The organism is Nostoc sp. CALU 546, assembly GCF_048836525.1.
On the sequence record NZ_JAWJTF010000081.1, the window covers coordinates 14,154 to 34,535 of the forward strand.

Genomic DNA, 20,382 nt, shown 5'->3' on the forward strand with positions numbered 1-20,382 from the left:
AAGAGGGTTAAAAATCTCGTTCGCCATCTTTTTCCAAGATGTCAATTAATTCAAACACTCGCATATTTTCTCCCGTCCAAACTTTATCTAGTAACCGCAAATTTTCAAGAGTTAGGTCGCTCTCTTTCACTATCGATACATTTGCTTTGCCCAGTGCCATCAACAAATCTTCAAATACCACTAAGCCATTAAACTCCAAGCCCTGAATCTCGGCTGACGCTAAGGCTGACAATCGCTCACTACAAATCTCAATCATGAACCAACCAGATAAGCATTAGGCATTGTCATTGCCGCTATTAACTGGTATATCAAAATGCAACACGTCTTCACGATCGCCCAGCTTTGTATAAAGTTTAATGGCTGGATCGTCACCAATATCTGCCTGGACAAAAATGACATAAGCTCCATAAGCTGCTGCTACTTCCTTCAGCTTCTGAATTAATGCCGTTGCAATCCCCTGCCGTCGGTGTGCGGCGGCAACAGCTAGATCGTAGATGTAAATCTCGCTGCGCTCCTGCTCGAATTTTTTAAGCTCGTAGGCAGTAAGACCGCCAACGACCTCACCTTCTTTCAATGCGGCGATCGCAATAAAGTAGTCACTATCAAGCAGTTGCCGCAGGTAGTCTGTACTAGGCGGATTCCCATAAGTTTCCACCTGATCGAATGCCTCGCCAAAGGTCGCTAATAGAGCTTCCATTAATGCAACGTCCTCCGGCACAATCTGTTGAATGCTTAAGTTCATAAGACCTCGCGGGATTTTCCTTAATTTTTCTTGCGGTACTGGATTTAATAGTCATTTTGGCTCAATAGGTATTTCGGGTAGATGGAATGGAGAGGAACAGATTGCTAAGATCCTAACGATTCTACCTCCTACTGAGGTGACATCTAGCACGATTCATACATACTACTCGGAGGATTTCGGTTTCGATTTCGAGTTTGACGAACAAGTTTTTAGACCAGCAGCCTGCATCGTCGGTTGCTCTAACTATCAAAGGGTTGAGTACGGCGGCAATTTATTAGTCTGTGGCATATATCCATGTTGGATCGGATGGTGAGAATTGTTCAGAGTTCATCAATCGCTAGTAACTGGCTAAATCGGTCATTTATTTGTGCCAAAAGTCATGGTCGAATTCATGACTTTTTTCATTAGTCTTTTTGTCGAAGATTTATATAATAGTTGTATTCAAACAAAGTTTTATTGCGATATTAAAATCCAAAATAAAATATTTCTACCATTATATTTACCGGATAATTTAAAAATACTAAGTATTAGTTAATAGAGATAAAATGGAGCTATTAACTATGCCTTTTACATCCTATATTTTAGTTTGGACTTTCCTATTCAATTTGCTAAGTCTTAATTTCCAAATACAGATAAATAAATTATCTCAGACCCTATATCCTACTTATAAAACACAACAGTTATTTTCAGAGATTACCAAATCTAATACTCCCAGTAACCCTGTACCTTATAGAGGTGGTGGACGTAGATATTTAATTGAACCTTTCAAAAATATTGAGCCTCTTGTTTAATCTGACTTTTCACAGGATCTGAAAAAATCAAAAGATGTGGGGTGTAGTAAGACTTTCTGTCTTTCCCTACACCCAAACCTGTAACCCTATTTCAGCCTTTCTTTTTCACTAATTAGTCCCAAAAACATCATCAATAAATACTTCTCACGAAACTAAATACTGTTTAATTTCAGTTTTTTGACGACGTAGAACAGTGATTGCTTGCTGCTGAATTTGGCGAACTCGTTCTCTACTGACATTCAATTTCTCTCCAATCTGAGCTAAAGTTAGTTCTTGATCGTTCTCTAACCCAAAACGCAAAATTAATACTTCACGCTGCGTCGGTTTGAGTGATTCTAATAAACTATTAATGTCTTGGCGCAAAAGCTCTTTGGTGATGTGTTCGTCTGGAGATATGCCCTCATCTGGTAAAAGTTGGCTAAGTTCTGTGTCTTGGTTATCTCCAATCTTTACATCTAGAGAAATTGGCTGCTTCGATCTGCTGAGAAAATCCCTAATCTGGCTTGGTTGTAAGTCTAAAGTTTCAGCAATTTCTACAACACTGGCTGGACGACCCAGTGTCTGAAATAATTCTCGCTGTATTTTCTTAATTTTGTTCAGTTGTTCGGTGATATGAATTGGTAAGCGTACAGTACGAGATTTCTCTGCGATTGCTCGTGTGATTGATTGCGTAATCCACCAGTATACATAGGTGGAAAGCTTATAGCCGCGATTGGGGTCAAATTTTTCTACACCCCTTTGTAAACCTATTGCCCCTTCTTGCAGTAAATCTAAGAATTCCAGATTGCGATTAGTATATTTTTTGGCAATCGAAACCACCAGACGCAAGTTTGCTGTCACCATTTTTTGTTTGGCTCGTTGCCCAAGATTTTGTATTTGAGCTATTTCCAATTCACTTTTGTCAACATCAACAGCTAATTCGACCATTGTTGGCTCACGATCTAGTTGTTGGGTGAGTTCATTTTTTCTTTGCTCAATTGCCATGATTTGCTGTACCTGCCTCCCATAAGCAATTTCTTGGTCTGCGGTTAGCATTGGGTAACGACCAATCTCTTGCAAATAGATACGAACCATGTCTGGACTCAGGCTGGACATACAACAAAACTTTTTTTGATATTTAGACGAATCTAAAAGTATAAATCAAATCGCTGAATTAATTTTCCTAATTTCAACAGCCAAAAACTCTGGACAAAAGATTCTGTCTGGCACAAGGCTTAATGCAGAACTCCAAACCATCACCATTCTTCGAGGTGTACAAGCTCTATGTCCTGAAAGTTTATTTCTGGGGTCATCTTGATAGCTGCCAGAGTTGGATGGAATAACATAAATGGCTTTCAAAAATTGCGCGTGCTGCTAACCCCTCGACAACCAACTTTTCCAGCCAGCGCTTAAATGCCCAACGACCGAGTGTATGTAATGGAGGAACAGCGATCGCCACAACATCAGCAATATATTTAACCGTTGTCAGCCCAAAAGTACGAAAGTTATCAACACACAAGTCAATCGTTGGCGCAATATGGGTTGAAATGTCTTCAGTTTTGATTAACTTGAATCCAGCCTGCACTAAAGTCGCTTGGAGTTCAGTGGCAATATGACAATTAGAAAAAATACCTTCTCTGTATTCCGCATTAGAACGCATCATATCGGCAACCAGCAGGTAGCCACCATTACTCAATAAACAAGCCGCACCCTGAGCCAAATTGTCAACAGCAATATATTGACTGCTTTCACTCAACAGAACTAAATCGTAGGAGTTTGATGAGTGAAAATCTTCAAATCTCGTTAAGTAAAAAGGTACTTTACCGTTGGTATTTTGAATAAATCTCTCTTGCTGAAGTGCATCGGGTGCTAATCCCTCAACACTGAAACCACGATCACACAAATATGCCGCATTACCACCAATGCCACAGCCTACGTCAAGCACAGTTTTTGTCCCCTCTGGGATAAAACTGAAAAGTTTGGCTGCATAGCTTTCTTGCGCCACACGCAGACGAGTTAGAGTTAATTCTTCACCATGAGTAGGTAGTGGCTCCCAATACCCATAATGGAGATAGTCGGAATTTGTGAGTCCCATGTAATAATCTATCGCCGCATTTTGGTAACGAGTAGGTTTCGGAATCTTGCTTGATTGTGGTTTGAGCATTGAGGAATAAAGTAACTATTAGGGCATTAAGCTTGGTTGAAATTCTGACCAACGCTTGCAAACTTGTTCGTAGCAATCGGGTGGAGTAATTTTTAGTTGGTGTAAAAAATTAACCTCAATCTGAGGTTCAACCTTTAGCACCAGAAGAATATCTTGATGGGGATTGTATGTTGCGACTGCTGGAAAAATTGATGAGATTATAGATGAGTTAAGTGATTGTGATCCCAAGTAAAGCCCAATTAGATCGCAGGGGAGAAACTGGAGGGTGAAGGGAACTGTATCAAAGTTTGTAATTGTTGACTGAGTAACTTGAGTATCTACATCACATAAGACAACTCCCCGTCCAAAGGACTGAAATCCTTTCCATGCTGTGTAACCAATGACCAGCAGATTATTATGAATAAAACTATTTTGCCAGTAGCCAAAATTTCCTTGCCAAACACTATTGGATGGTCGCATTGACTTCCTCCCCCAACACCAATGATTCAATGCGAACCTGCTCAAGCTCTCGTCCAATCAATACTAATCGCGTTTGACGGGGTTCCTGGGGTTGCCAAAGATGGTCATAAAAGTAGTTAAATCGATTACCAACCCCCTGTAATACCGGACGGATAGCTTTGTTTGGAACTGCTACAAATCCCTTAATTCGATAATTCATAATTCATAATTACATTTTGTGACGGGGATTTAGCTAGGCTTCAATTGTGTTCTGCCTCTAGAACTAGGGGATTTAACCCCCCAAACTTATTTAAAATCCAAATATTCATAAATAGCTGCGATCGCTACCTAACCAAGCTTGAGGGATTTTGGTTAGCAAAGTTTCTGTCCATGAATTCTGTGCTTCCATTTGCCCGTACAGCCCGGAACATTCCAAATCGACACAATCCTGTACCAAACGCCAAACGCATCAGTAAAAGCGTCGGTACCTCGCGCACAGACTTGATGAAACCAGACAGCCCAAAACGCACTAATCCCTCTGGTCGAGCCACTCCTTGCCAAATTGAATCGAACCAAGAAGGAAGGGTTTCTTGCGTCCAGTCTGCCGTAATTACCTCCCCTTCAACCAATTCTGTTCCTGCTAAAAGCTCGGAAAAGCCTTCAATACTGGAAAAAGCTGGATGAGACCACTGATCGAGGAGTTGCTGCATTACTCGTTTCTCCCAAAAATTTAGCGGCTTTTGGCGGTCATCCCTCTGATTCCAGTCAGCTACAACCAACACTCCACCAGGCTTTAGCACCCGCATTAATTCTCTAGCAAAAATGGTTTTATCTGGCATGTGGGGGCCTGCTTCGATTGACCAGACCACATCAAAACTGGCATCTGGAAACGACAATGCCATTGCATCATCAACCGCAAACTGGGCATTTAGCCCAAAGGGTGTTAATTCCTGGGCGCGTTTCACCTGAATAGGACTGATGGTAATCCCTGTGACAGCAAACCCATAATCTCGCGCTAAAATCCGACTGCTGCCGCCAATACCACAGCCAACATCTAAGACGGTAGCACCAGGGGGTAATTTTTCTATTCCACCCCATTTAACCATTTCATGTACAAAGTCAGATTTAGCAGCCAGAAAATCTTTTCGTCGTGGCGGTGAACCGTAGTGACCAAGGTGAATGTGTTCTCCCCAATAAAACTCTAGGATGCCATCAAGAGTCCATTGATCGTAGGAATTGGCAACTGTGGATGAGGATTGATACTTGCGGGCAGTTAGGAAATAAGCCGCAATTCCAATTACTAATAGCAGAAAAAAAACAATTACAGAATATAACAAATTTGGCATTTTTTTGAACGGTCTTGTACACCTATTTGAGTCGATCCAACGGTTTACTCATTGCTGCTCGTCCTGAATCAGAGGAGTGATGTCGTAACTGCCCACGGTCGGCAATCGCAATATAAATCATCCGATACATCGATATTGCAATGTTTTGAACATCTTGAATAATTTTCCCTTGCAGTAGACTGGGCTTGTGTTTGCCTTGAGGAAGAGCCGTTTGTTTAACAAAGGGGTGAATAGCAGTAGGAATCTTCCCAGTTCGGTGAAGATAGAATTTCGCCATGATAATTAACTGGAGTATTCATTTAGTAACTTAGCAATTTATATGCGAGATTGGGAAAGTATTTGTTCAGTGGTCAAACATGACTATGTACGTCATACACGCCATTTTCTACCTGTTTTAAACAACTTCCACCTATTAGTTAATACAGCGTTTTTTGTCGCAATGACTATTTACAAACGATACTCTCGTCTGGAGTAGATTACAGCGATCGCTGGATCTCAAGACACAATTTGTACCGAAAATTAACCCCTTACCTTCTCATAGAAAGTCGTAATCTGTAGCGTCTTGATATGTGGCACTATGAGAACGTAAAGCTGATTAGTTGTATAAACCTTCATAAAAATACTTATCTGTGCCTCGCAGATGTACAAAATTTACAAGTCAACTTCGGCGGGCATTCTGACTCACAAGGCAACCCTTGTTTACAGCTGCGGGACAGCGCCGGATTTACACCGGACTTTCCCCGTTTCCTCTAGTGGCTGTTCCCCACTAGAACCGAGATTCATCTGGATAATAACACAACTGCGATTTGCTTGCATAAAAATCAATAGGCTGTCTATATTTGCATTCGCTATTAATCGGGACAAGTCTCATTCTTTACCAAGCATTTATTTTCTACTCAGCGTTGCAGGGTCGTTTTTTATTGCTTAGTAGATATCTTGCAAAACTAACAAATGCCAAAAATAGCTCGCTATTTTCTGAAATCAATTCTTATTGAGAGTCATCCTTCAGATATCGCTTGAGTTCCTTAAGATTTATTTTCGGCTATGTCATCTGAGATTATCGGTTTTAGCTGTTCTCCTTTTACCATATTCAGACTCTAGATCACTTATTAGACAAGGGTCAGCCAAAAACAACTCCATTTTGCCAATGCCTCTAGTTGATTGAGCCAAAAACTAAGATCAATGCAGTTCAAAGAATGACTCTTGTCCCAAATGTTTCACATAATTTTCTACTAGTCCCTGAAGATTACCTTGCTTGCCGATTTCAATCCAGTCATCAATTCTTCCTAAAAAACAATATCTTTGAGTCAGAAATGTCCGTTGCGCCCGATCAATCAATACGAAACGAAGCATCGGTGAATATGAAATAGAAAGCCTGAGTTTAGTTTTCCCTTCTCTCATCTCATTTCTTCCAGAAAAATTTAATAGTTCGGACAACAGATTAACGTCTTGGTCTGCTGTATATATAGTAATGATTTCCTGTTTTATATCTATTTGGTAATCTTGTAAGCTAGAAAATTTCTTTATTCCTTCTTCTACATTTGCCCTTTCTTCATCGGTAATAATTTTCGGCTGAACCTTTCTCAGAAAAACCTGAGCGTTAGGATTTTCATAAATTTCATAGCCATCAGGCATAGTTTCAACCAAATGTCCTTCACTTTTCATGGAAAAGAAGTACTTAGGCTTACCAGTTTTCGTTATGCCTTGATAAAGATAATATGTCTGTCCTTTTCTATTCTCGTATTTTATCGGCATTCAATCTATTAACTCAATACTTATCTTTGAGCAGCGTTTTTCCTAAAACCCTTACTAGACAAAGGTGGGGTCTTTGAATACTCATTTTTTGGGTGAGCGATTTTTTCGGCGAGATTGTGATTGCATCTTTTTCTTGTTTTTAGCTTGAGTTTGGGATTTTTTTGGTGTCGATAAAGTAAATCCTTCTGGGCTAATTAACCTGTTATCCAGTTTTTTTAGTTTTTCTGGCTGGAAACAAGCCCAACCTTCCATTTCTGATATCACATCTTCAATTAAAGAATAACGTCGATTCTGGCGCAGTTTATTTAAAGCTACTTCTGTTCCCAACTCAAAACAATCATTTACATCCTCTTGCCCAATAAAAAACTCTTCCACTAAATTTTCTTCAAAGGCATTATCAATTTCTGACTTCAGTTCGCTCGCACAAAGCTCCATACTATTAATAACTAGCTTAGTCCAAGTATAATCATATTCTTTGTCACCTCGATTGGAAAACAATTCTGCATAATACTCTATTACTTTTTCTCTAGAAATAACTTCTTCAGCAACTAAAACTAGTAAAGCTTCTAATGCTGCACTTCTGACATATTCATTGATTTTTTTATTTGATATTAGTTGTTTTAGTGGTTCAATATTTCCATCACTGACAGAAGCAAATATTCTTCCTAAATCCTCAGTTACTATATCTCCGGTTACATCCATTGAGATGTCCCCTGGAGCCGAAAAAGACTTGACAATCAGAGGATAGGCTAATGTTTCCCTAAATTGTGCTAATAGATACAAGGCATAAATATGTAAGATATAATCATTTTTATCCAATAACTCTGACGGGTTATTGCTGAAGTTTTCTAAAGTTGTCAATAATATAGGGGTTATCGCCAACTTTTCTTCGATAGCTCTTTCCAAAGCTAAACGGGGGAACTTCCCGGTATTGTTTTCTAATTCCGATAAAATTTCTTCTAGTTGCATCTTTTCAAATTTAGCTGTCTTTTTAATCAACGGTAGTGGTTCTAGTGCTTAACTTTACTCAAATTAAAATTAGTCTAGAAAGGCTTGTACACCCATAGACTATAGTTTTGAGTTACATACTTGCTTATTATGTATTAGTTGACTGCTACTTAGTATCTAGCAGCCTATTCTCCCACAATTCGATCGCTTGGACAAACCTATCAAATCGCTTATCGGTTACATAAAGACTATTGCCTATTCGAGGAATCTTGACAAGCTTTCGTCCCAAAGCTCCCGAATATGAGATAAGTAGTTGCTATCAGCTAAGAATTTCGCAGTTCCCCTACATCCTCAATGCTTTTGAACTCCCTATTGATTGGCTCTTTGTTTACTAGCTTGATCAACTCGCTGCCACAGTTCACGGTCTTCTCGATAAATAGCCAACGCTGCAATCGCATCTTTTGCATCAATATCTTTTCCTTGAGCCACTATTGAAATCAGGTAATCTATTGCTTTATCTTGTCGTAACATCCCTATTGCTAATAACAATGTGCCACGAAGTTCTACATTTCTTGTTTGCTGCCAGCAATTTCTGAGAAGATCAAATGCTTCCTCTAATCGTGATTCACCCAACGTCAATGCTGCTAACTCACAGATTTGCTCCTTTGGGTCAAAAAGAAAACTAGCAACTATTGCAACTGAATCAGTCGGAGCTAGTTGTAACAAAGCGCTGAAGCACTCCGAAATCACCTGTGGTGCTTGATTCGCCTATGCGGGTTCTTAAACGAAGTAAAGGTACACCTTGGGGATTTCCTGTGTAGGCGATCGCCTTTGCAGCATCTGGGAACCAAAATCACAGGAAAAGTCATCTAAGTTCAAAAAGAATTTAGGCGATAGTTATTTTAAAATGAAGTACAAATCACAATGGTTTGAATCTTTAACTTACTGTTCAATGCTAACAGGTGATTTTTTAATCATAAATGCTGGACTATTCCATGTGGAAACTAAAGATGTATATGTAAATATCTGTATTGAGGTAAGGATTCAGGTGCTGGGGTATTGACAAGTGTGGTAGGGGAAGCAGAATATAGCAATTATGGAAAAAGACCTGCCACTAAAACTAGACATTGAAACCCTAAAACAGTTGGAGAAAGAGCAACTGGTAGAGATGCTTATGGAGCAGGCAAAAGCTATAGAACAGCTAAAATCCAGAGTAATAGAACTAGAATCTGTAATAGAGAAACTCAAAGTTAGTAGAGACTTAGACAGCACAATATCATCAAAACCACCGTCGGCAGACATCCTCAAAAAAACCGAGAAAAAACTTGAAGATGAACCAGAGGAGAGTGAAAGGCCAAAACGGAAACCAGGAGGACAGCCAGGACATCCGGGAAAAACGAGAAAGGGTTTTGGGAGAGTAGATAGGTTTGAGATATTAAGACCGCAAGTGTGTTTTTGTTGTGGTCAAAAGGAATTCAGTAACAAACCAATAAAAATAGAAACCCAGCAAGTAGCACAGTTGGTAGAAAGACCCATCGAAATCGTAGAATATCAAAGACATACCTGTATTTGTAGCGAGTGTGGGTCAACACAAACAGCAGACTGGTCGCCAGAAATAGTACCGGGACAAGATATAGGAATCAGACTGCAAGCTTTCTTGGGATGGATAAATAATTACGGGCATTTACCATACGAAAAACAACAAGAATTGTTGTGGGAACTAGGACAAATAGAAATTGGCGTGGGAACATTAGTAGCCACGAATGAACGAATAGATGGTGCAGTAGCTCAAAGTATTGATAGTCTCAAAGAATGGATTAAACTTACCCAGCCAAATATCCATGTGGATGAAACACCTTGGTTAGTCAAAGGTGTAAAAGAATGGTTATGGATTTTTGCCAATACCGACTTCGCTTTATTTCATGCGGCTGATACTCGTTCTCGTGCTGAATTAGAATCTATTCTAGGCTCAAGCTATGAGGGTGTACTCAGTTCTGATGACTTTAGTGCCTACAATGGTTATAAGGTCATTGCTCAACAGAAATGTCAAGCACATTTACGCCGTCACTTCAAGAAACTAATCAAGATTCCTGGCTTGAATAACAAAGAGATTGGGTCAGCATTTGTCAGCCTGATAGATGAAGGTTTTAAAAACTATGCTCTCTTCCAACAAACTAAAAACATTGATGAGTTCTGGAGTTGGGCATCCGAGTTCAAACTAAAAGTTGAATCTTCCATTCATTCATGGATTGATAAAGCTGGAGGAGAAGCAGGTAAACTTTTACGCTCCTTACGTAATAAAGCTCATCAATGGTGGTATTTTTTAGACCACCCGGACATCCCGCCTGATAATAATTTAGCTGAACGAACATTACGTTTAGCAGTCACAAAACGAAAAGTCAGTGGTGGTTCTCGTTCTCTGAAGCGATTCCAAGATACTGCTAATTTATTGACTGTTATACAAACTTGTCGCCGTCAAGGACGCTCTGTTATTGACTTTTTTGACCAAGCTATCAAAGCGATGGTTAACTCTTCTGTGCAGACCCCTTCTTTAATTCCTCTCGTTTAGACCTGAATCCTTACCTTTATGATGTGCCAAAAGTCTTAACATTACTGATTGTAATTAGCTTCATTGTTGGGACATTTCAAAGCTTTTTAGCTTAAGCAGCAAGAAGGCCCACGTCTCACTCTTAGGAGCGTGGGATGAATTGCGAGTGAGGTGACGACAGTTCCCTGACTGATGTGTGTAACACCAAGGAAGGGAACATGGAGGAAACGAACTAATTCTTACTCTTCCGGTGAATTTTGATTCTCAATATATTCTTTAAGTTTTGAAATTGTCACTCCACCGCAACTAGCTACAAAATAAGATCCATTCCAAAATGCATCTTTCCAGAAAAACTTTTCTAGATGCTCGGCATACTCTTGACGTAATTTGCGTGAAGTTACTGATTTGACGTTATTTACCAATTTACTAAGCTGTAAATCTGGGTGGTATTGAAATAGTAGATGTACATGATCCTCTTCACCATTGAACTCTACTAGTTTGCAATCCCACTTTTCAAGTAGGTCAACCAAGATATCTTCTAATCGCTTCAGCATTAAGAGAGTAAATGCTTTGCGTCTATATTTGGTGGTCAGAACTAAGTGAACTTTTAAGTCACTGACTGACCGACCTTTCGATACAAAATCATTTTTCATCAAGAATGAATAACATTATGGTATGATTGGTGTAGGCTTAAATGATAACACCCATTTAGCTAATAGGATGAGAGTAACCTACCAGTACCGACTAGAGCCGGAATCAAATCAGAAACTAGTTCTTAACGAATGGTTGAGAATTAGTCGGTACTGGTATAACCGCCAATTGGGTGAACGATTCTCTTGGTGGGAAAATAACCGCCATGCTGTAAATAGTTGTCCAATTTTTGTAACCAGGCTACCTGAGCTACTAGACCGACCTAACTATTACAGTCAAAAGCTTCAGTTACCAGTCATCAAAAAAGACTTGAATATTGTTCAATGGTCGGGAGAATTACTTGATTTCAAAGGTGTAGATTCAACTGTTCTACAGGACGTTTGTAAGCGAGTTGATAAAGCTTTCGAGCGTTTTGTTGTTGGGGATTCTAGTGGTAAACGTTCTGGAAAACCACGCTTCAAAACCGAGGCAAGTTTTAAAACTATGACGTTTGCGACTGCTAATAATGAATGGATAAAGTTAATTCGCACAAACTGGCTATATATTCGTTTGCCCAAATTGGGGATGTTTAAGGTTCGGATGCACCGACCTATACCTGACGGATTTAACCTAAAACAAGTCAGCATAACAAAAAAGGCTGATGGCTGGTACATTCAGATGGTATTGGAGGATGTATCTGTACCAAATCAAACCACCGAGCTTATCCCTGATTGGGACAACTCAATGGGGATTGATGCTGTGTTGCAAGGTGATGATTATCTTGCAACTTCAGAGGGTGAAAAACTTCCATCTTTAAAGCCATTACGCAAAAATCAAGCCAAGCTAGACCGTATTTCTGTTAAACGAAATAAACGCAAGCGCGGATCTAAATCTCGGCGTAAATTAGCAAAACGTGAAGCTAAACAGCATCAAAAAATTGCTAGAAGTCGTAAAGATTTTCAGTACAAAACAGCCTATAAGCTTGTCAGAAGTGGAAAGCGGTTTTTCTTCTACGAGGACTTAAACCTCAAGGGGTTAACCCGACGTAACAAAACAAAACAGGATGATAATGGAAGCTATCTTCCCAATGGACAATCTGCTAAGTCAGGACTAAACAAGTCATGGGCTGATGGTGCGTTTGGGCAATTCTTTGAAATTCTGGAGTGCATAGCCGCAAAAGCTGGTGCTAACGCAATTTCACAGAACCCACAATATACTTCAATGATTCTCAGTTACCGCAATGAAATTATTTTTACTGATTGCAGTATCAGAGAATATTGGGATGAGCGAAATACTTTGATGGTTGACCGTGATATTAATGCCGGAATCAACTTGAAAAGACTGGGGTTGGGCATTTTCCCTAGTATAAAACGCCGTAGTGGGAAACTGGACATAGTTGGAACTATGGACGATAGTACCACGAAGGAAATCCTTCATACCCTTCATCGGGCTGTTGGAAGCCTACACTTACCGCTTGCGGAAGTGTAGGAGTATGTCACAACCAGAGCGTGTTCGCTATTTGCTAGAAGGAAAGCGCACTTTTGCAGGAAATGTTTTGGCAGCAATGGTAGGAATCGTCACACCATTCTGTTCTTGTTCTGCGGTTCCTTTGTTTATCGGCTTTTTGGAAGCAGGTGTACCTTTAGGCGTGACCTTTTCTTATCTGATATGAGGTTGCTGTTATCCTTCTATGGGGATTGTTTGGGTTAAAGGTGACGCTGATCTACATCGGCTTTGGCGTGGGTTTAGCGATCGCCTCTGGATATATCATCGGACTTCTGAAATTAGAAAAATGGGTGGAACCATTTGTTTGGGAACTGCAAAAATCTCGTCAAGCAACGCCTCTAGAAGATGAAGACAATCTAGAACCAGTGGCGTTAACCTGGGGACAAAGATTTGAGCAAGGAAGATTCCAATCCAGCGAAATTGTGCGATCGGTGTGGCTCTATGTAGTGGGTGGAATTGCGATCGGTGCAGGGATTCATGGTTATGTGCCGACAGATTTTATTACTCAATATGCAGGTGCGAATAATCCTTTTGCAGTGCCGATCGCAGTAATTTTGGGTGTTCCACTCTATGCAAACATCGCGGGTGTAATGCCGATTACTGAAGCTTTAGTAAATAAAGGAATGCCTATGGGTACAGTTTTAGCCTTCACGATGGCGGTAACAGCACTATCTCTTCCTGAAATGGTGATTCTCAAAAAAGTGCTAAGACCACAATTATTAGCCGTATTTGTCGAGTTAATGACCATTGGCATTATCAGCATCGGCTACATATTCAACACCATAATTAATTGACTTACCCCACTTAGTCAGGCTGATGAAATCAGGAGTTGCGATCGCTTGGCAAATTTTGAAACGTTTCAGTTTACCAACAATATTACTATATAGTAATGTAATCGTGTTATTTTAAATTCAAACCCCGCCTAAAACTCTTTTGAATAAAGATGGGAGTAAGAAGGCATTGGTTAAAAACTCAACTTGAGAAATTACCTTTAGGAGTCGTTATTATGGCTCGTGTTGTTGTCATTGGTGCTGGACTGGGAGGATTGCCTGCTGCTTATGAACTGAGGCATATACTGCCGCGTAAACATCAAATTATACTAATTTCTAATCAACCAAAGTTTACATTTGTTCCTTCGTTGCCTTGGGTTGGATTGGGGTTAAAATTCCTTGATCGCATTCAATTAGATTTAGCCAAGATTGTTCCTCAGCATGGTATTGAGTTTATTCATGCTGCCGTCACCGCCATTGATCCGAAGTCTCGTCAGATAACGATGAGCAATCAAACATTGGACTACGATTATGCCGTCATTGCCACGGGGCCAGAACTGGCGCTGGATGCCCTACCGGGATTAGGGCCAGAAGATGGTTATACCCAGTCGGTTTGTAATCCGCACCATGCTGTGTTGGCAGGTGTTGCGTGGGAGAAATTTTTAGACGATCCAGGCCCGGTTGTGGTAGGCGCAGCACCGGGAGCAAGTTGTTTTGGTCCCGCCTATGAATTTGCCTTGTTAATCCATCACGTTTTGAAGCAGAAGGGATTGCGATCGCAAGTCCCGATTACCTTCATTACCTCAGAACCCTACGCCGGACATCTGGGCATCGGCGGTATGGCTAACTCCCGGTGGCTAATCCGCAAATTCATGGCGGATCGGGAAATTGAGTTAATGGAAAATACCGCCATTTCCCATTTTGAACCTGACGCGGTTTATCTGGCTGATGGGCGGAGAATTCCAGCTAAATTTGTGATGGTCTTGCCGCCGTTTCGTGGGTCACGCTTTTTGCGTGAAGTACCGGGGCTAACTGATGCCAAGGGGTTTATACCCCAGCCCTTTCAATGCGAACAAATGAACTACTAAAGCCAAGGCTAAAACCCGCTCCTAATATAGGTTATGAAGATGAATTCAAGGTATCCTTGGCATATTAGTACCAGGGTGCTTAAAAATGCTGTCCTCCATCTTTGAGCAATTTGTAAAAGAAAGTCCAGTAAGCGTGATGGCACAAGCATTAATGTCACATATATTTGCATCTGAGCGGATGGATGGGTTATTTAGAAGACATGCTCAGGTGCAGTACCAACAAGATTTGCTATTTTCAAGTCTTGTAGATTTGATGAGCTTGGTGGTATGTGGAATGCAGAAATCAGTTCATGCAGCTTATAAAGCGAGGGCAGCGAATTTAAGTGTAAGTACAACAGCATTGTATAACAAGCTTTGTGGTGTTGAGGTGGGGGTAAGTCAAGCATTAATAAGAGAAACAGCACAAGACTTAGTTGAATTAGTGAAATTAGTAGGTGGAGAGCAAGCAAATATATTGCCAGGGTATTGCATGAAAGTAGTAGATGGGACTTGTTTGAAAGGAACAGACCACAGACTAAAAGCAATCCGAAATCTAGCGGCATCTGCACTACCGGGGAAAGCGATAGTAGTACTCGAACCATTGTCAAAATTAGTCACAGATATTTTTCTCATTGAAGACGGTCATGCACAAGAACGTTCCGAATTTGACTCAGTATTAAAGAAAGTTTTGCCACAAGATTTATGGTGTGGAGACAGGAATTTTTGTACATTAAAGTTTTTGTTTACGATTCAAGAGAAGAAAGCATCTTTTGTAATCAGACAACATAAGGGGATGGGATTTAAAGAACTAGAGGAATTAAAACCATTAGGCTCAACAGAAACCGGAGAATTATTTGAGCAAAAGGTAGAAATAAATTACGAAGGGAAAGCTTTAACATTAAGGCGGGTTGTAGTAAAGTTATTTGTCGCAACGCGAGATAAAGAATGGGAAATAGCAATTTTCAGCAATTTACCAAGCGCTGTACCAGCAGCGAAAATAGCTGAAATATATCGTAATCGTTGGACTCTAGAAAGCCTATTTCAAACAGTAACTAAAAATTTCAACGGTGAAATTCAAACTCTAGCTTATCCAAAAGCAGCTTTATTTTCATTTTCAATGGCGTTAGTTGCGTACAATATACTCGCAACATTAAGAGCCGCTCTAGGGGGTGTACATGGAGTTGAAAAAATTGAAGCTGGTTTATCTGATTTTTATTTAGTTGATGAGATTCAAGGTACATATAGAGGAATGATGATTGCAATTCCAGCTTCGGAGTGGGAGATATTCAAAACTGTTTCAATAGTCAGAATCGCACAACTTTTACAACAATTGGCAACGGGTGTTAATCTCAAACAGTTTGTCAAAGCGACTAGAGGAAAAAAGAAGCCGAAATTACCAGTAATTTATAATAGTAAACAGGGACATATTTCAACTAATCGACTCTTAGAACAGTACAATAATTCATAAAAAAAGCAGTTAATCACGACTACATAACTGATTAAATATACTGGCTTACCTGATGTAAAAAATGGTACAAGCAGAGAAATTTTATTATTTATTTTTTGTAAAAAATCATGATTTTAGCTTCTTAAATCTCTTAATATATGATTGCATTACTGAACTTTAATAAATTCATGTATGAATTTATCTAATTCAATAGTTTGAACCGTTGTAATTGCTAAAAAATGCCTTTTTTCTAGCAATTCACAACTTGAATTATCAAAAAGAGCATATAGTTCATTTGTTCGCGTTGAAAGGGCTGGGTTTATACCCGTATTGCCTACCTATCGTCACCCTGACTTTGAATCCATTTATGCCGTAGGGGTGATCACCCAACTCAAAGCAGTAGAGCAAACCCCCATCCCTACGGATGCTCCCAAAGTGGGACTGATGTCCGAAGAAATGGCGCTGGCTGTTGCCCATAATATTGCCCTGGAATTAGGGGTTATTTCTGGATGTCAGATCAAACCAACTCTACAGGCCGTTTGCTTCGCTAATTTTGGCGATACTGGGGCGCTGTTTTTAGCCGATCCACTCCTCCCAGATGAGACAGGACATCGCCACCGGGCTTTAACCTTTAACGGCATCTGGGTGTCTTGGATGAAAACAGGATTCGAGAAATATTTTCTGACGAAAATGCGCCTGGGCTGGACGATTCCCTGGTTTGAGCGTTGGGCTTTTCGGGCGATCGGTCTGCCTCTGGTGGAACCGATTACTCCCAGCCCACAACTGATTCAAGTAAAAAGTAATTGATACTGAGTTATTGGCACTCTGTTCTTATCGGCAACAGTTACGCAACCATTAGACATCTCCGAAAAAGAACGTAGAGACGTAGCAGTGCTACTTCTCTACAAGGGTTCTGGGTAACGCATATTTAATTTCTGGAGATGTCTATTTGAAAGAATGAGTAATTAAAGAGGAACCATTATGGGATGTCGTATCCGCAAAAATTTTTCCGGGTTGCTGTTGTTGGGGACACTCGTACTAAGTGTTCTCCTGGGTTTGGGAGTGCTGAATCTTCCCAGTGCAGCCATCCGACAACTAGAAGAAGCACCGGGGCAAATCGTCTATCAGTCTCGCCAAGCGCTCAAAGATCAGCATGGCAATGGCTGGCAGGCTGTAGCGTTCAAACGTATTCGTCCCAATGGGCAAACCAGTTTTGAGTTGCGATTGGTGGGATTTCCCGGAGAGGTTGAAATTGATCGCTCCCAACCTCTGACTTTAACCAACTCATTGGGTAAAACCCTAACCGCAACTGATGTTTCTAGCAACATCTTTACCGAAGCCGCCAAAGCTGAACCCAATGTCGGGCAATACAACCTTCAACCGACGCTACCACAGTTACAGGCGGAAATTCCCCTAACGTTAACATTGCCAACGCTCAAGAGTGAAGCCATTAGGCTATCTGTTCCAACATCCTTAGTTCAGGAATGGCAAACCGTTTCCAGTTACGAATAATGTTTCAAATTAAGTTAGAGAAAACATTGGCAGACTTATTTTCAGCCGAATGGATGCAGGCTCTTGCTAAACAATGGAACGCAGAACCTGAGCTAGCCGATGTCCTTGCCAACATTCATTTTAATTCCGCGATCGCTTATGGTTTTGGGGACGATCCAAACCCGATGGGCGTTCTTGTCGTTCAAGAAGGACGGGTGGCAATACTTGTCGGGTTTTGGGGAAAAGGGGAAGGGGGAAAGAAAAAACCTTTAACCTTTTACCCTTTAACCTTTTCCCCAAACCCAATGCCGAGTTAAAAATGGTTAACCGAGCAGTATTGGGACGGGTGGTTTCTGCCGGAAGCTATGAAGGACAGAATCTCAACTGGGATTTACGTGCCGATCACGACCACTGGCAACAGTGGAAAACCAAAGGGTTGAACATGATGGGATTGAGCATGGCGTACATAAGTAGAAAATTACAATTTCGGGTGGGAGATTACACTGCCATGATTCAATATCCTCGGATGGCAAAACCATTTATCAAATCATTCTCAGTCATCGGAAGAGTATAACTTTATGAATAATCAGATATTACAACAGCAGTTAGATTGTATTGTTGCCACATCAACCCCATTCAAGGCAGTTTATGGCCCCGTTCAGTCTTTGCGATTTGGGCGATCGCTGGGGATTGATCCAATTGGTTCGGTATCTACCTGTTCATTTAACTGTGTATATTGTCAACTGGGTAAAATTGAGCATCAAAGTCTTCATCGACGGATCTTTGTCCCTGGTTAGAGAAGCATTGGCGATCGCCGATCTGGTCGCTGTCAAATTTGATGTCCTTGTCTAATCATAGATGGTTTGATGTAGGGTGAATCCCAGAAGTTATATGTAGATGCAAGTTTGTGACCATGTTTCACTAGCTTGCGGTACACTAACTTCTGGTTTTTCACTTAAGTTTGAGACTATTTTCATTAACCTTTTGGTTCTTCTTTGATCCCCTAATTCGGTTTTTTCTAGTTCTTGCTTGATCCACTCTTCCATTGACTGACTTTGGTTGAACTCAGGTATTGCTATAGAGACTATACAATTCCTCGATTTTGTCAACCTTTATGTTAAGAAAGATGTGGGTAATGGATAGCTTTTTAAGGGGGACTTAGGGGTATCAAGATATGTGCAACTTCACATTAAATTGGTATAACGCTACACAGCATTTCGAGAAAGCCGATATCAAAGTACGGGTTTTGGTTAACATAGAATTTCCACCTCCTTTGCAAATAAAGTATGCCCAAGACTTGGAACATCAAGATAGACAACTATTTTCAAGCCAATCCCAATTGCATCATCGCCACCGCCCATGTAGACTCGTTCCCCACAGACCTACCCCTAGAACCGAACATCAGGGAACCAAACCGCAAAAGCGCGACCTACAGACAAGTCTTCGACTCCCTGACAACCGAACCCGAAAAATTCTTCTCTCGTCACAGTGGAATAGTTCTGTCAGCCAATAAAGTTAAGCTTATCAAGAACAAAACTGAACTGGAGCTAGAAGTCTTAGAAGCTAATGAGGGCGGTAGTGATGGGATTATCAACGGTGGGCACACAGTATTAGGGTTTGAGCAAGCGAAAAATTACAAATATGACCTAACCGAAGCCAGAGTAAAAGTTACCATCCACATCGGACTCTCGGAAGACGAGGCTAAGGATATAGCCTTGGCCTCCAACACGACAACGCCAGTAGATTCTCGCTCCAAAGTCAACGCTAGGGGTGATTACAAATTCATCAAGCAGTATTTAGCCCAGTTAGAACAGAAGGAAGATAGAAAATTCCGCATCGCCTATTACCAGAATCAAAGCGGCGCTCCCAGAAATGCCCAGTGCAATGTTACCCATTTACTCAAGCTGCTTTACTGCCTCGACAGAAATAAATACAACCCAGACGGCAATAAACGAACCAAACACCCAGCAGGGATGAGTCTTCCAAGTAACATCACAGACGCAGAAAGAGAAAGATTAACCGCTTTACTGCCTCTCTTGACTCATGCTTTGTGGATAGAGCAAAGACTGTACGAAATAATCCAAGAACATATCAGCAACCCTAGAAGAAAAGGTAACAACGATTTAGCCTCAATTGATATACGTAAAACCACGTTGTTGCCTGACAGCAAGTATTCTTTTGGGTTTGGTGCGCCAACTGACCTGGCATTACCAATAATTGCGTCCTATCGGGTATTTTTGGACAAAGACTATAAATGGATTCTGCCGTTTAACGAATTTGCCGAAGACTTTTTACAACACTTGTGGAATAACTATTTCCGTAAATACTTGGTGTCAGAGAAAACAGCAGGTAATACAGTCGGTACAAAAATTAGCCGCAATCAAGAGATTTGGGAAAGTTTGTATATCTCAGCGCAAAGTTATCTAAATCAGCACTTGATGCAAATGGTTAACTCCAGTAAGGAAGAAGAACCGAAGGTGACACAAGGTAGAAAAGGGCGTGTGCAAGCAGGTAAGAAATAATAGTACAAGGTTTCTATTGAGACATTCGTTTTGGATGGGCGGTGGCTTTTAAGAGTGAACAGTTATCAGTCAAGTCGTAAAGTCCTTGGGTTTTAACTGATAACTGATAACTGTTTTAAGTGATGGACTAACTTGTGGAATCGAAAAAGTGCCATTGCTCACAGATTATTTTCAATTTGCATATACAATAACAACTGCTCATTCAAGGACTATTTTGTGAAATTAACAGTAGCAGGAG

The 20,382-nt window shown here is 40.6% G+C and carries 25 protein-coding genes, 1 pseudogene and 1 riboswitch; of the genes and pseudogenes, 13 read left to right on the forward strand and 13 right to left on the reverse strand.

Annotated elements, in window-relative coordinates; all coding sequences use genetic code 11:
* Positions 1 to 7: 7 nt before the first annotated feature.
* A complete protein-coding gene (locus tag RRG12_RS30030; protein ID WP_420761716.1) occupies positions 8 to 256 on the reverse strand; it encodes a hypothetical protein in 249 nt (82 codons plus the stop codon).
* Between the two features lie 18 nt (positions 257 to 274).
* Complete coding sequence (locus tag RRG12_RS30035) at positions 275 to 718, reverse strand: AAC(3)-I family aminoglycoside N-acetyltransferase (RefSeq protein WP_420761717.1); 444 nt, start codon at positions 716 to 718, stop codon at positions 275 to 277.
* Positions 719 to 1,302: 584 nt separating this feature from the next.
* On the opposite strand from RRG12_RS30035, the gene patX reads away from it, so the two are divergent.
* Positions 1,303 to 1,533: a heterocyst-inhibiting protein PatX gene (gene patX / locus RRG12_RS30040; protein ID WP_420761718.1), complete on the forward strand. Its 231-nt coding sequence runs from the start codon at positions 1,303 to 1,305 to the stop codon at positions 1,531 to 1,533.
* Positions 1,534 to 1,677: 144 nt separating this feature from the next.
* On the opposite strand, the gene RRG12_RS30045 is transcribed toward patX, so the two are convergent.
* From RRG12_RS30045 to RRG12_RS30085, 9 genes and pseudogenes are all read right to left on the reverse strand, one after another.
* Positions 1,678 to 2,628, reverse strand: a complete 951-nt coding sequence (locus RRG12_RS30045) for an RpoD/SigA family RNA polymerase sigma factor (protein ID WP_420761719.1) — start codon at positions 2,626 to 2,628, stop codon at positions 1,678 to 1,680.
* Between the two features lie 193 nt (positions 2,629 to 2,821).
* Positions 2,822 to 3,676 carry a class I SAM-dependent methyltransferase gene (locus RRG12_RS30050; protein ID WP_420761720.1) on the reverse strand — a complete coding sequence of 285 codons (855 nt, stop codon included), beginning with the start codon at positions 3,674 to 3,676 and terminating at the stop codon, positions 2,822 to 2,824.
* An 18-nt stretch (positions 3,677 to 3,694) separates the two neighbouring features.
* The gene (locus tag RRG12_RS30055) at positions 3,695 to 4,135 is read right to left on the reverse strand and encodes a hypothetical protein (RefSeq protein ID WP_420761721.1); all 441 of its coding nucleotides are present in this window, start codon (positions 4,133 to 4,135) and stop codon (positions 3,695 to 3,697) included.
* Positions 4,119 to 4,328, reverse strand: a pseudogene (locus tag RRG12_RS30060) (GTP-binding protein); the annotation flags it as partial. The pseudogene RRG12_RS30060 and the gene RRG12_RS30055, both read right to left, overlap by 17 nt.
* Positions 4,329 to 4,458: 130 nt before the next feature.
* Positions 4,459 to 5,460: a methyltransferase domain-containing protein gene (locus tag RRG12_RS30065; protein WP_420761722.1), complete on the reverse strand. Its 1,002-nt coding sequence runs from the start codon at positions 5,458 to 5,460 to the stop codon at positions 4,459 to 4,461.
* Positions 5,461 to 5,482: 22 nt separating this feature from the next.
* The gene (locus tag RRG12_RS30070; RefSeq protein ID WP_420761723.1) at positions 5,483 to 5,737 is read right to left on the reverse strand and encodes a hypothetical protein; all 255 of its coding nucleotides are present in this window, start codon (positions 5,735 to 5,737) and stop codon (positions 5,483 to 5,485) included.
* Between the two features lie 371 nt (positions 5,738 to 6,108).
* Positions 6,109 to 6,252: riboswitch (cobalamin riboswitch) on the reverse strand.
* Between the two features lie 387 nt (positions 6,253 to 6,639).
* On the reverse strand, positions 6,640 to 7,215 hold the full coding sequence (locus RRG12_RS30075; protein WP_420761724.1) for a hypothetical protein: 576 nt from the start codon (positions 7,213 to 7,215) through the stop codon (positions 6,640 to 6,642).
* Between the two features lie 81 nt (positions 7,216 to 7,296).
* Positions 7,297 to 8,184: a DUF1186 domain-containing protein gene (locus RRG12_RS30080; protein ID WP_420761725.1), complete on the reverse strand. Its 888-nt coding sequence runs from the start codon at positions 8,182 to 8,184 to the stop codon at positions 7,297 to 7,299.
* A gap of 348 nt (positions 8,185 to 8,532) precedes the next feature.
* Positions 8,533 to 8,889: a HEAT repeat domain-containing protein gene (locus tag RRG12_RS30085; protein ID WP_420761726.1), complete on the reverse strand. Its 357-nt coding sequence runs from the start codon at positions 8,887 to 8,889 to the stop codon at positions 8,533 to 8,535.
* A gap of 370 nt (positions 8,890 to 9,259) precedes the next feature.
* Here RRG12_RS30085 and tnpC point away from each other — a divergent pair, with 370 nt between their 5' ends.
* Positions 9,260 to 10,732, forward strand: a complete 1,473-nt coding sequence (tnpC, locus tag RRG12_RS30090) for an IS66 family transposase (protein ID WP_420758317.1) — start codon at positions 9,260 to 9,262, stop codon at positions 10,730 to 10,732.
* A 218-nt stretch (positions 10,733 to 10,950) separates the two neighbouring features.
* Here the strand turns inward: tnpC and tnpA are convergent, their stop codons facing one another.
* Positions 10,951 to 11,364 carry an IS200/IS605 family transposase gene (tnpA, locus tag RRG12_RS30095; protein WP_420761727.1) on the reverse strand — a complete coding sequence of 138 codons (414 nt, stop codon included), beginning with the start codon at positions 11,362 to 11,364 and terminating at the stop codon, positions 10,951 to 10,953.
* A gap of 67 nt (positions 11,365 to 11,431) precedes the next feature.
* Between tnpA and RRG12_RS30100 the strand changes: the two genes are divergently transcribed.
* The 10 genes from RRG12_RS30100 (at position 11,432) to RRG12_RS30145 (ending at position 18,419) form a co-directional block, all read left to right on the forward strand.
* Positions 11,432 to 12,829: an RNA-guided endonuclease InsQ/TnpB family protein gene (locus tag RRG12_RS30100; protein ID WP_420761728.1), complete on the forward strand. Its 1,398-nt coding sequence runs from the start codon at positions 11,432 to 11,434 to the stop codon at positions 12,827 to 12,829.
* Positions 12,830 to 12,833: 4 nt separating this feature from the next.
* Positions 12,834 to 13,013 carry a permease gene (locus RRG12_RS30105; protein WP_420761729.1) on the forward strand — a complete coding sequence of 60 codons (180 nt, stop codon included), beginning with the start codon at positions 12,834 to 12,836 and terminating at the stop codon, positions 13,011 to 13,013.
* A gap of 40 nt (positions 13,014 to 13,053) precedes the next feature.
* Positions 13,054 to 13,641, forward strand: coding sequence for a permease (locus RRG12_RS30110; RefSeq protein WP_420761730.1), 588 nt, complete (start codon positions 13,054 to 13,056; stop codon positions 13,639 to 13,641).
* 212 nt (positions 13,642 to 13,853) lie between these two features.
* Positions 13,854 to 14,705, forward strand: coding sequence for an NAD(P)/FAD-dependent oxidoreductase (locus RRG12_RS30115; RefSeq protein ID WP_420761731.1), 852 nt, complete (start codon positions 13,854 to 13,856; stop codon positions 14,703 to 14,705).
* 85 nt (positions 14,706 to 14,790) lie between these two features.
* Positions 14,791 to 16,152 carry a transposase gene (locus tag RRG12_RS30120; protein WP_420760034.1) on the forward strand — a complete coding sequence of 454 codons (1,362 nt, stop codon included), beginning with the start codon at positions 14,791 to 14,793 and terminating at the stop codon, positions 16,150 to 16,152.
* A gap of 309 nt (positions 16,153 to 16,461) precedes the next feature.
* Positions 16,462 to 16,938, forward strand: a complete 477-nt coding sequence (locus RRG12_RS30125; protein WP_420761732.1) for a hypothetical protein — start codon at positions 16,462 to 16,464, stop codon at positions 16,936 to 16,938.
* Between the two features lie 174 nt (positions 16,939 to 17,112).
* Entirely contained in the window at positions 17,113 to 17,643 is a 531-nt protein-coding gene (locus RRG12_RS30130) for a DUF3122 domain-containing protein (protein WP_420761733.1), read from the forward strand.
* The gene (locus RRG12_RS30135; protein ID WP_420761734.1) at positions 17,616 to 17,939 is read left to right on the forward strand and encodes a hypothetical protein; all 324 of its coding nucleotides are present in this window, start codon (positions 17,616 to 17,618) and stop codon (positions 17,937 to 17,939) included. The genes RRG12_RS30130 and RRG12_RS30135 overlap by 28 nt, the downstream gene beginning before the upstream one ends.
* A 2-nt stretch (positions 17,940 to 17,941) precedes the next feature.
* On the forward strand, positions 17,942 to 18,196 hold the full coding sequence (locus RRG12_RS30140; RefSeq protein ID WP_420761735.1) for a hypothetical protein: 255 nt from the start codon (positions 17,942 to 17,944) through the stop codon (positions 18,194 to 18,196).
* Positions 18,197 to 18,200: 4 nt separating this feature from the next.
* Entirely contained in the window at positions 18,201 to 18,419 is a 219-nt protein-coding gene (locus tag RRG12_RS30145) for a hypothetical protein (RefSeq protein ID WP_420761736.1), read from the forward strand.
* Between the two features lie 90 nt (positions 18,420 to 18,509).
* On the opposite strand, the gene RRG12_RS30150 is transcribed toward RRG12_RS30145, so the two are convergent.
* Positions 18,510 to 18,668, reverse strand: coding sequence for an IS4 family transposase DNA-binding protein (locus RRG12_RS30150; RefSeq protein WP_420761737.1), 159 nt, complete (start codon positions 18,666 to 18,668; stop codon positions 18,510 to 18,512).
* 240 nt (positions 18,669 to 18,908) lie between these two features.
* Between RRG12_RS30150 and RRG12_RS30155 the strand changes: the two genes are divergently transcribed.
* Positions 18,909 to 20,144 carry an AIPR family protein gene (locus RRG12_RS30155; RefSeq protein WP_420761738.1) on the forward strand — a complete coding sequence of 412 codons (1,236 nt, stop codon included), beginning with the start codon at positions 18,909 to 18,911 and terminating at the stop codon, positions 20,142 to 20,144.
* Positions 20,145 to 20,382: the final 238 nt, after the last annotated feature.

Coding starts and splice junctions, on each gene's coding strand:
- RRG12_RS30030 (WP_420761716.1), bottom strand. CDS start 256: ATGATTGAGATTTGTAGTGAGCGATTGTCAGCCTTAGCGTCAGCCGAG.
- patX (WP_420761718.1), top strand. CDS start 1,303: ATGCCTTTTACATCCTATATTTTAGTTTGGACTTTCCTATTCAATTTG.
- RRG12_RS30045 (WP_420761719.1), bottom strand. CDS start 2,628: ATGTCCAGCCTGAGTCCAGACATGGTTCGTATCTATTTGCAAGAGATT.
- RRG12_RS30050 (WP_420761720.1), bottom strand. CDS start 3,676: ATGCTCAAACCACAATCAAGCAAGATTCCGAAACCTACTCGTTACCAA.
- RRG12_RS30055 (WP_420761721.1), bottom strand. CDS start 4,135: ATGCGACCATCCAATAGTGTTTGGCAAGGAAATTTTGGCTACTGGCAA.
- RRG12_RS30065 (WP_420761722.1), bottom strand. CDS start 5,460: ATGCCAAATTTGTTATATTCTGTAATTGTTTTTTTTCTGCTATTAGTA.
- RRG12_RS30070 (WP_420761723.1), bottom strand. CDS start 5,737: ATGGCGAAATTCTATCTTCACCGAACTGGGAAGATTCCTACTGCTATT.
- RRG12_RS30075 (WP_420761724.1), bottom strand. CDS start 7,215: ATGCCGATAAAATACGAGAATAGAAAAGGACAGACATATTATCTTTAT.
- RRG12_RS30080 (WP_420761725.1), bottom strand. CDS start 8,184: ATGCAACTAGAAGAAATTTTATCGGAATTAGAAAACAATACCGGGAAG.
- tnpC (WP_420758317.1), top strand. CDS start 9,260: ATGGAAAAAGACCTGCCACTAAAACTAGACATTGAAACCCTAAAACAG.
- tnpA (WP_420761727.1), bottom strand. CDS start 11,364: ATGAAAAATGATTTTGTATCGAAAGGTCGGTCAGTCAGTGACTTAAAA.
- RRG12_RS30100 (WP_420761728.1), top strand. CDS start 11,432: ATGAGAGTAACCTACCAGTACCGACTAGAGCCGGAATCAAATCAGAAA.
- RRG12_RS30105 (WP_420761729.1), top strand. CDS start 12,834: ATGTCACAACCAGAGCGTGTTCGCTATTTGCTAGAAGGAAAGCGCACT.
- RRG12_RS30115 (WP_420761731.1), top strand. CDS start 13,854: ATGGCTCGTGTTGTTGTCATTGGTGCTGGACTGGGAGGATTGCCTGCT.
- RRG12_RS30120 (WP_420760034.1), top strand. CDS start 14,791: ATGCTGTCCTCCATCTTTGAGCAATTTGTAAAAGAAAGTCCAGTAAGC.
- RRG12_RS30130 (WP_420761733.1), top strand. CDS start 17,113: ATGGGATGTCGTATCCGCAAAAATTTTTCCGGGTTGCTGTTGTTGGGG.
- RRG12_RS30135 (WP_420761734.1), top strand. CDS start 17,616: ATGGCAAACCGTTTCCAGTTACGAATAATGTTTCAAATTAAGTTAGAG.
- RRG12_RS30140 (WP_420761735.1), top strand. CDS start 17,942: ATGGTTAACCGAGCAGTATTGGGACGGGTGGTTTCTGCCGGAAGCTAT.
- RRG12_RS30145 (WP_420761736.1), top strand. CDS start 18,201: ATGAATAATCAGATATTACAACAGCAGTTAGATTGTATTGTTGCCACA.
- RRG12_RS30150 (WP_420761737.1), bottom strand. CDS start 18,668: ATGGAAGAGTGGATCAAGCAAGAACTAGAAAAAACCGAATTAGGGGAT.
- RRG12_RS30155 (WP_420761738.1), top strand. CDS start 18,909: ATGCCCAAGACTTGGAACATCAAGATAGACAACTATTTTCAAGCCAAT.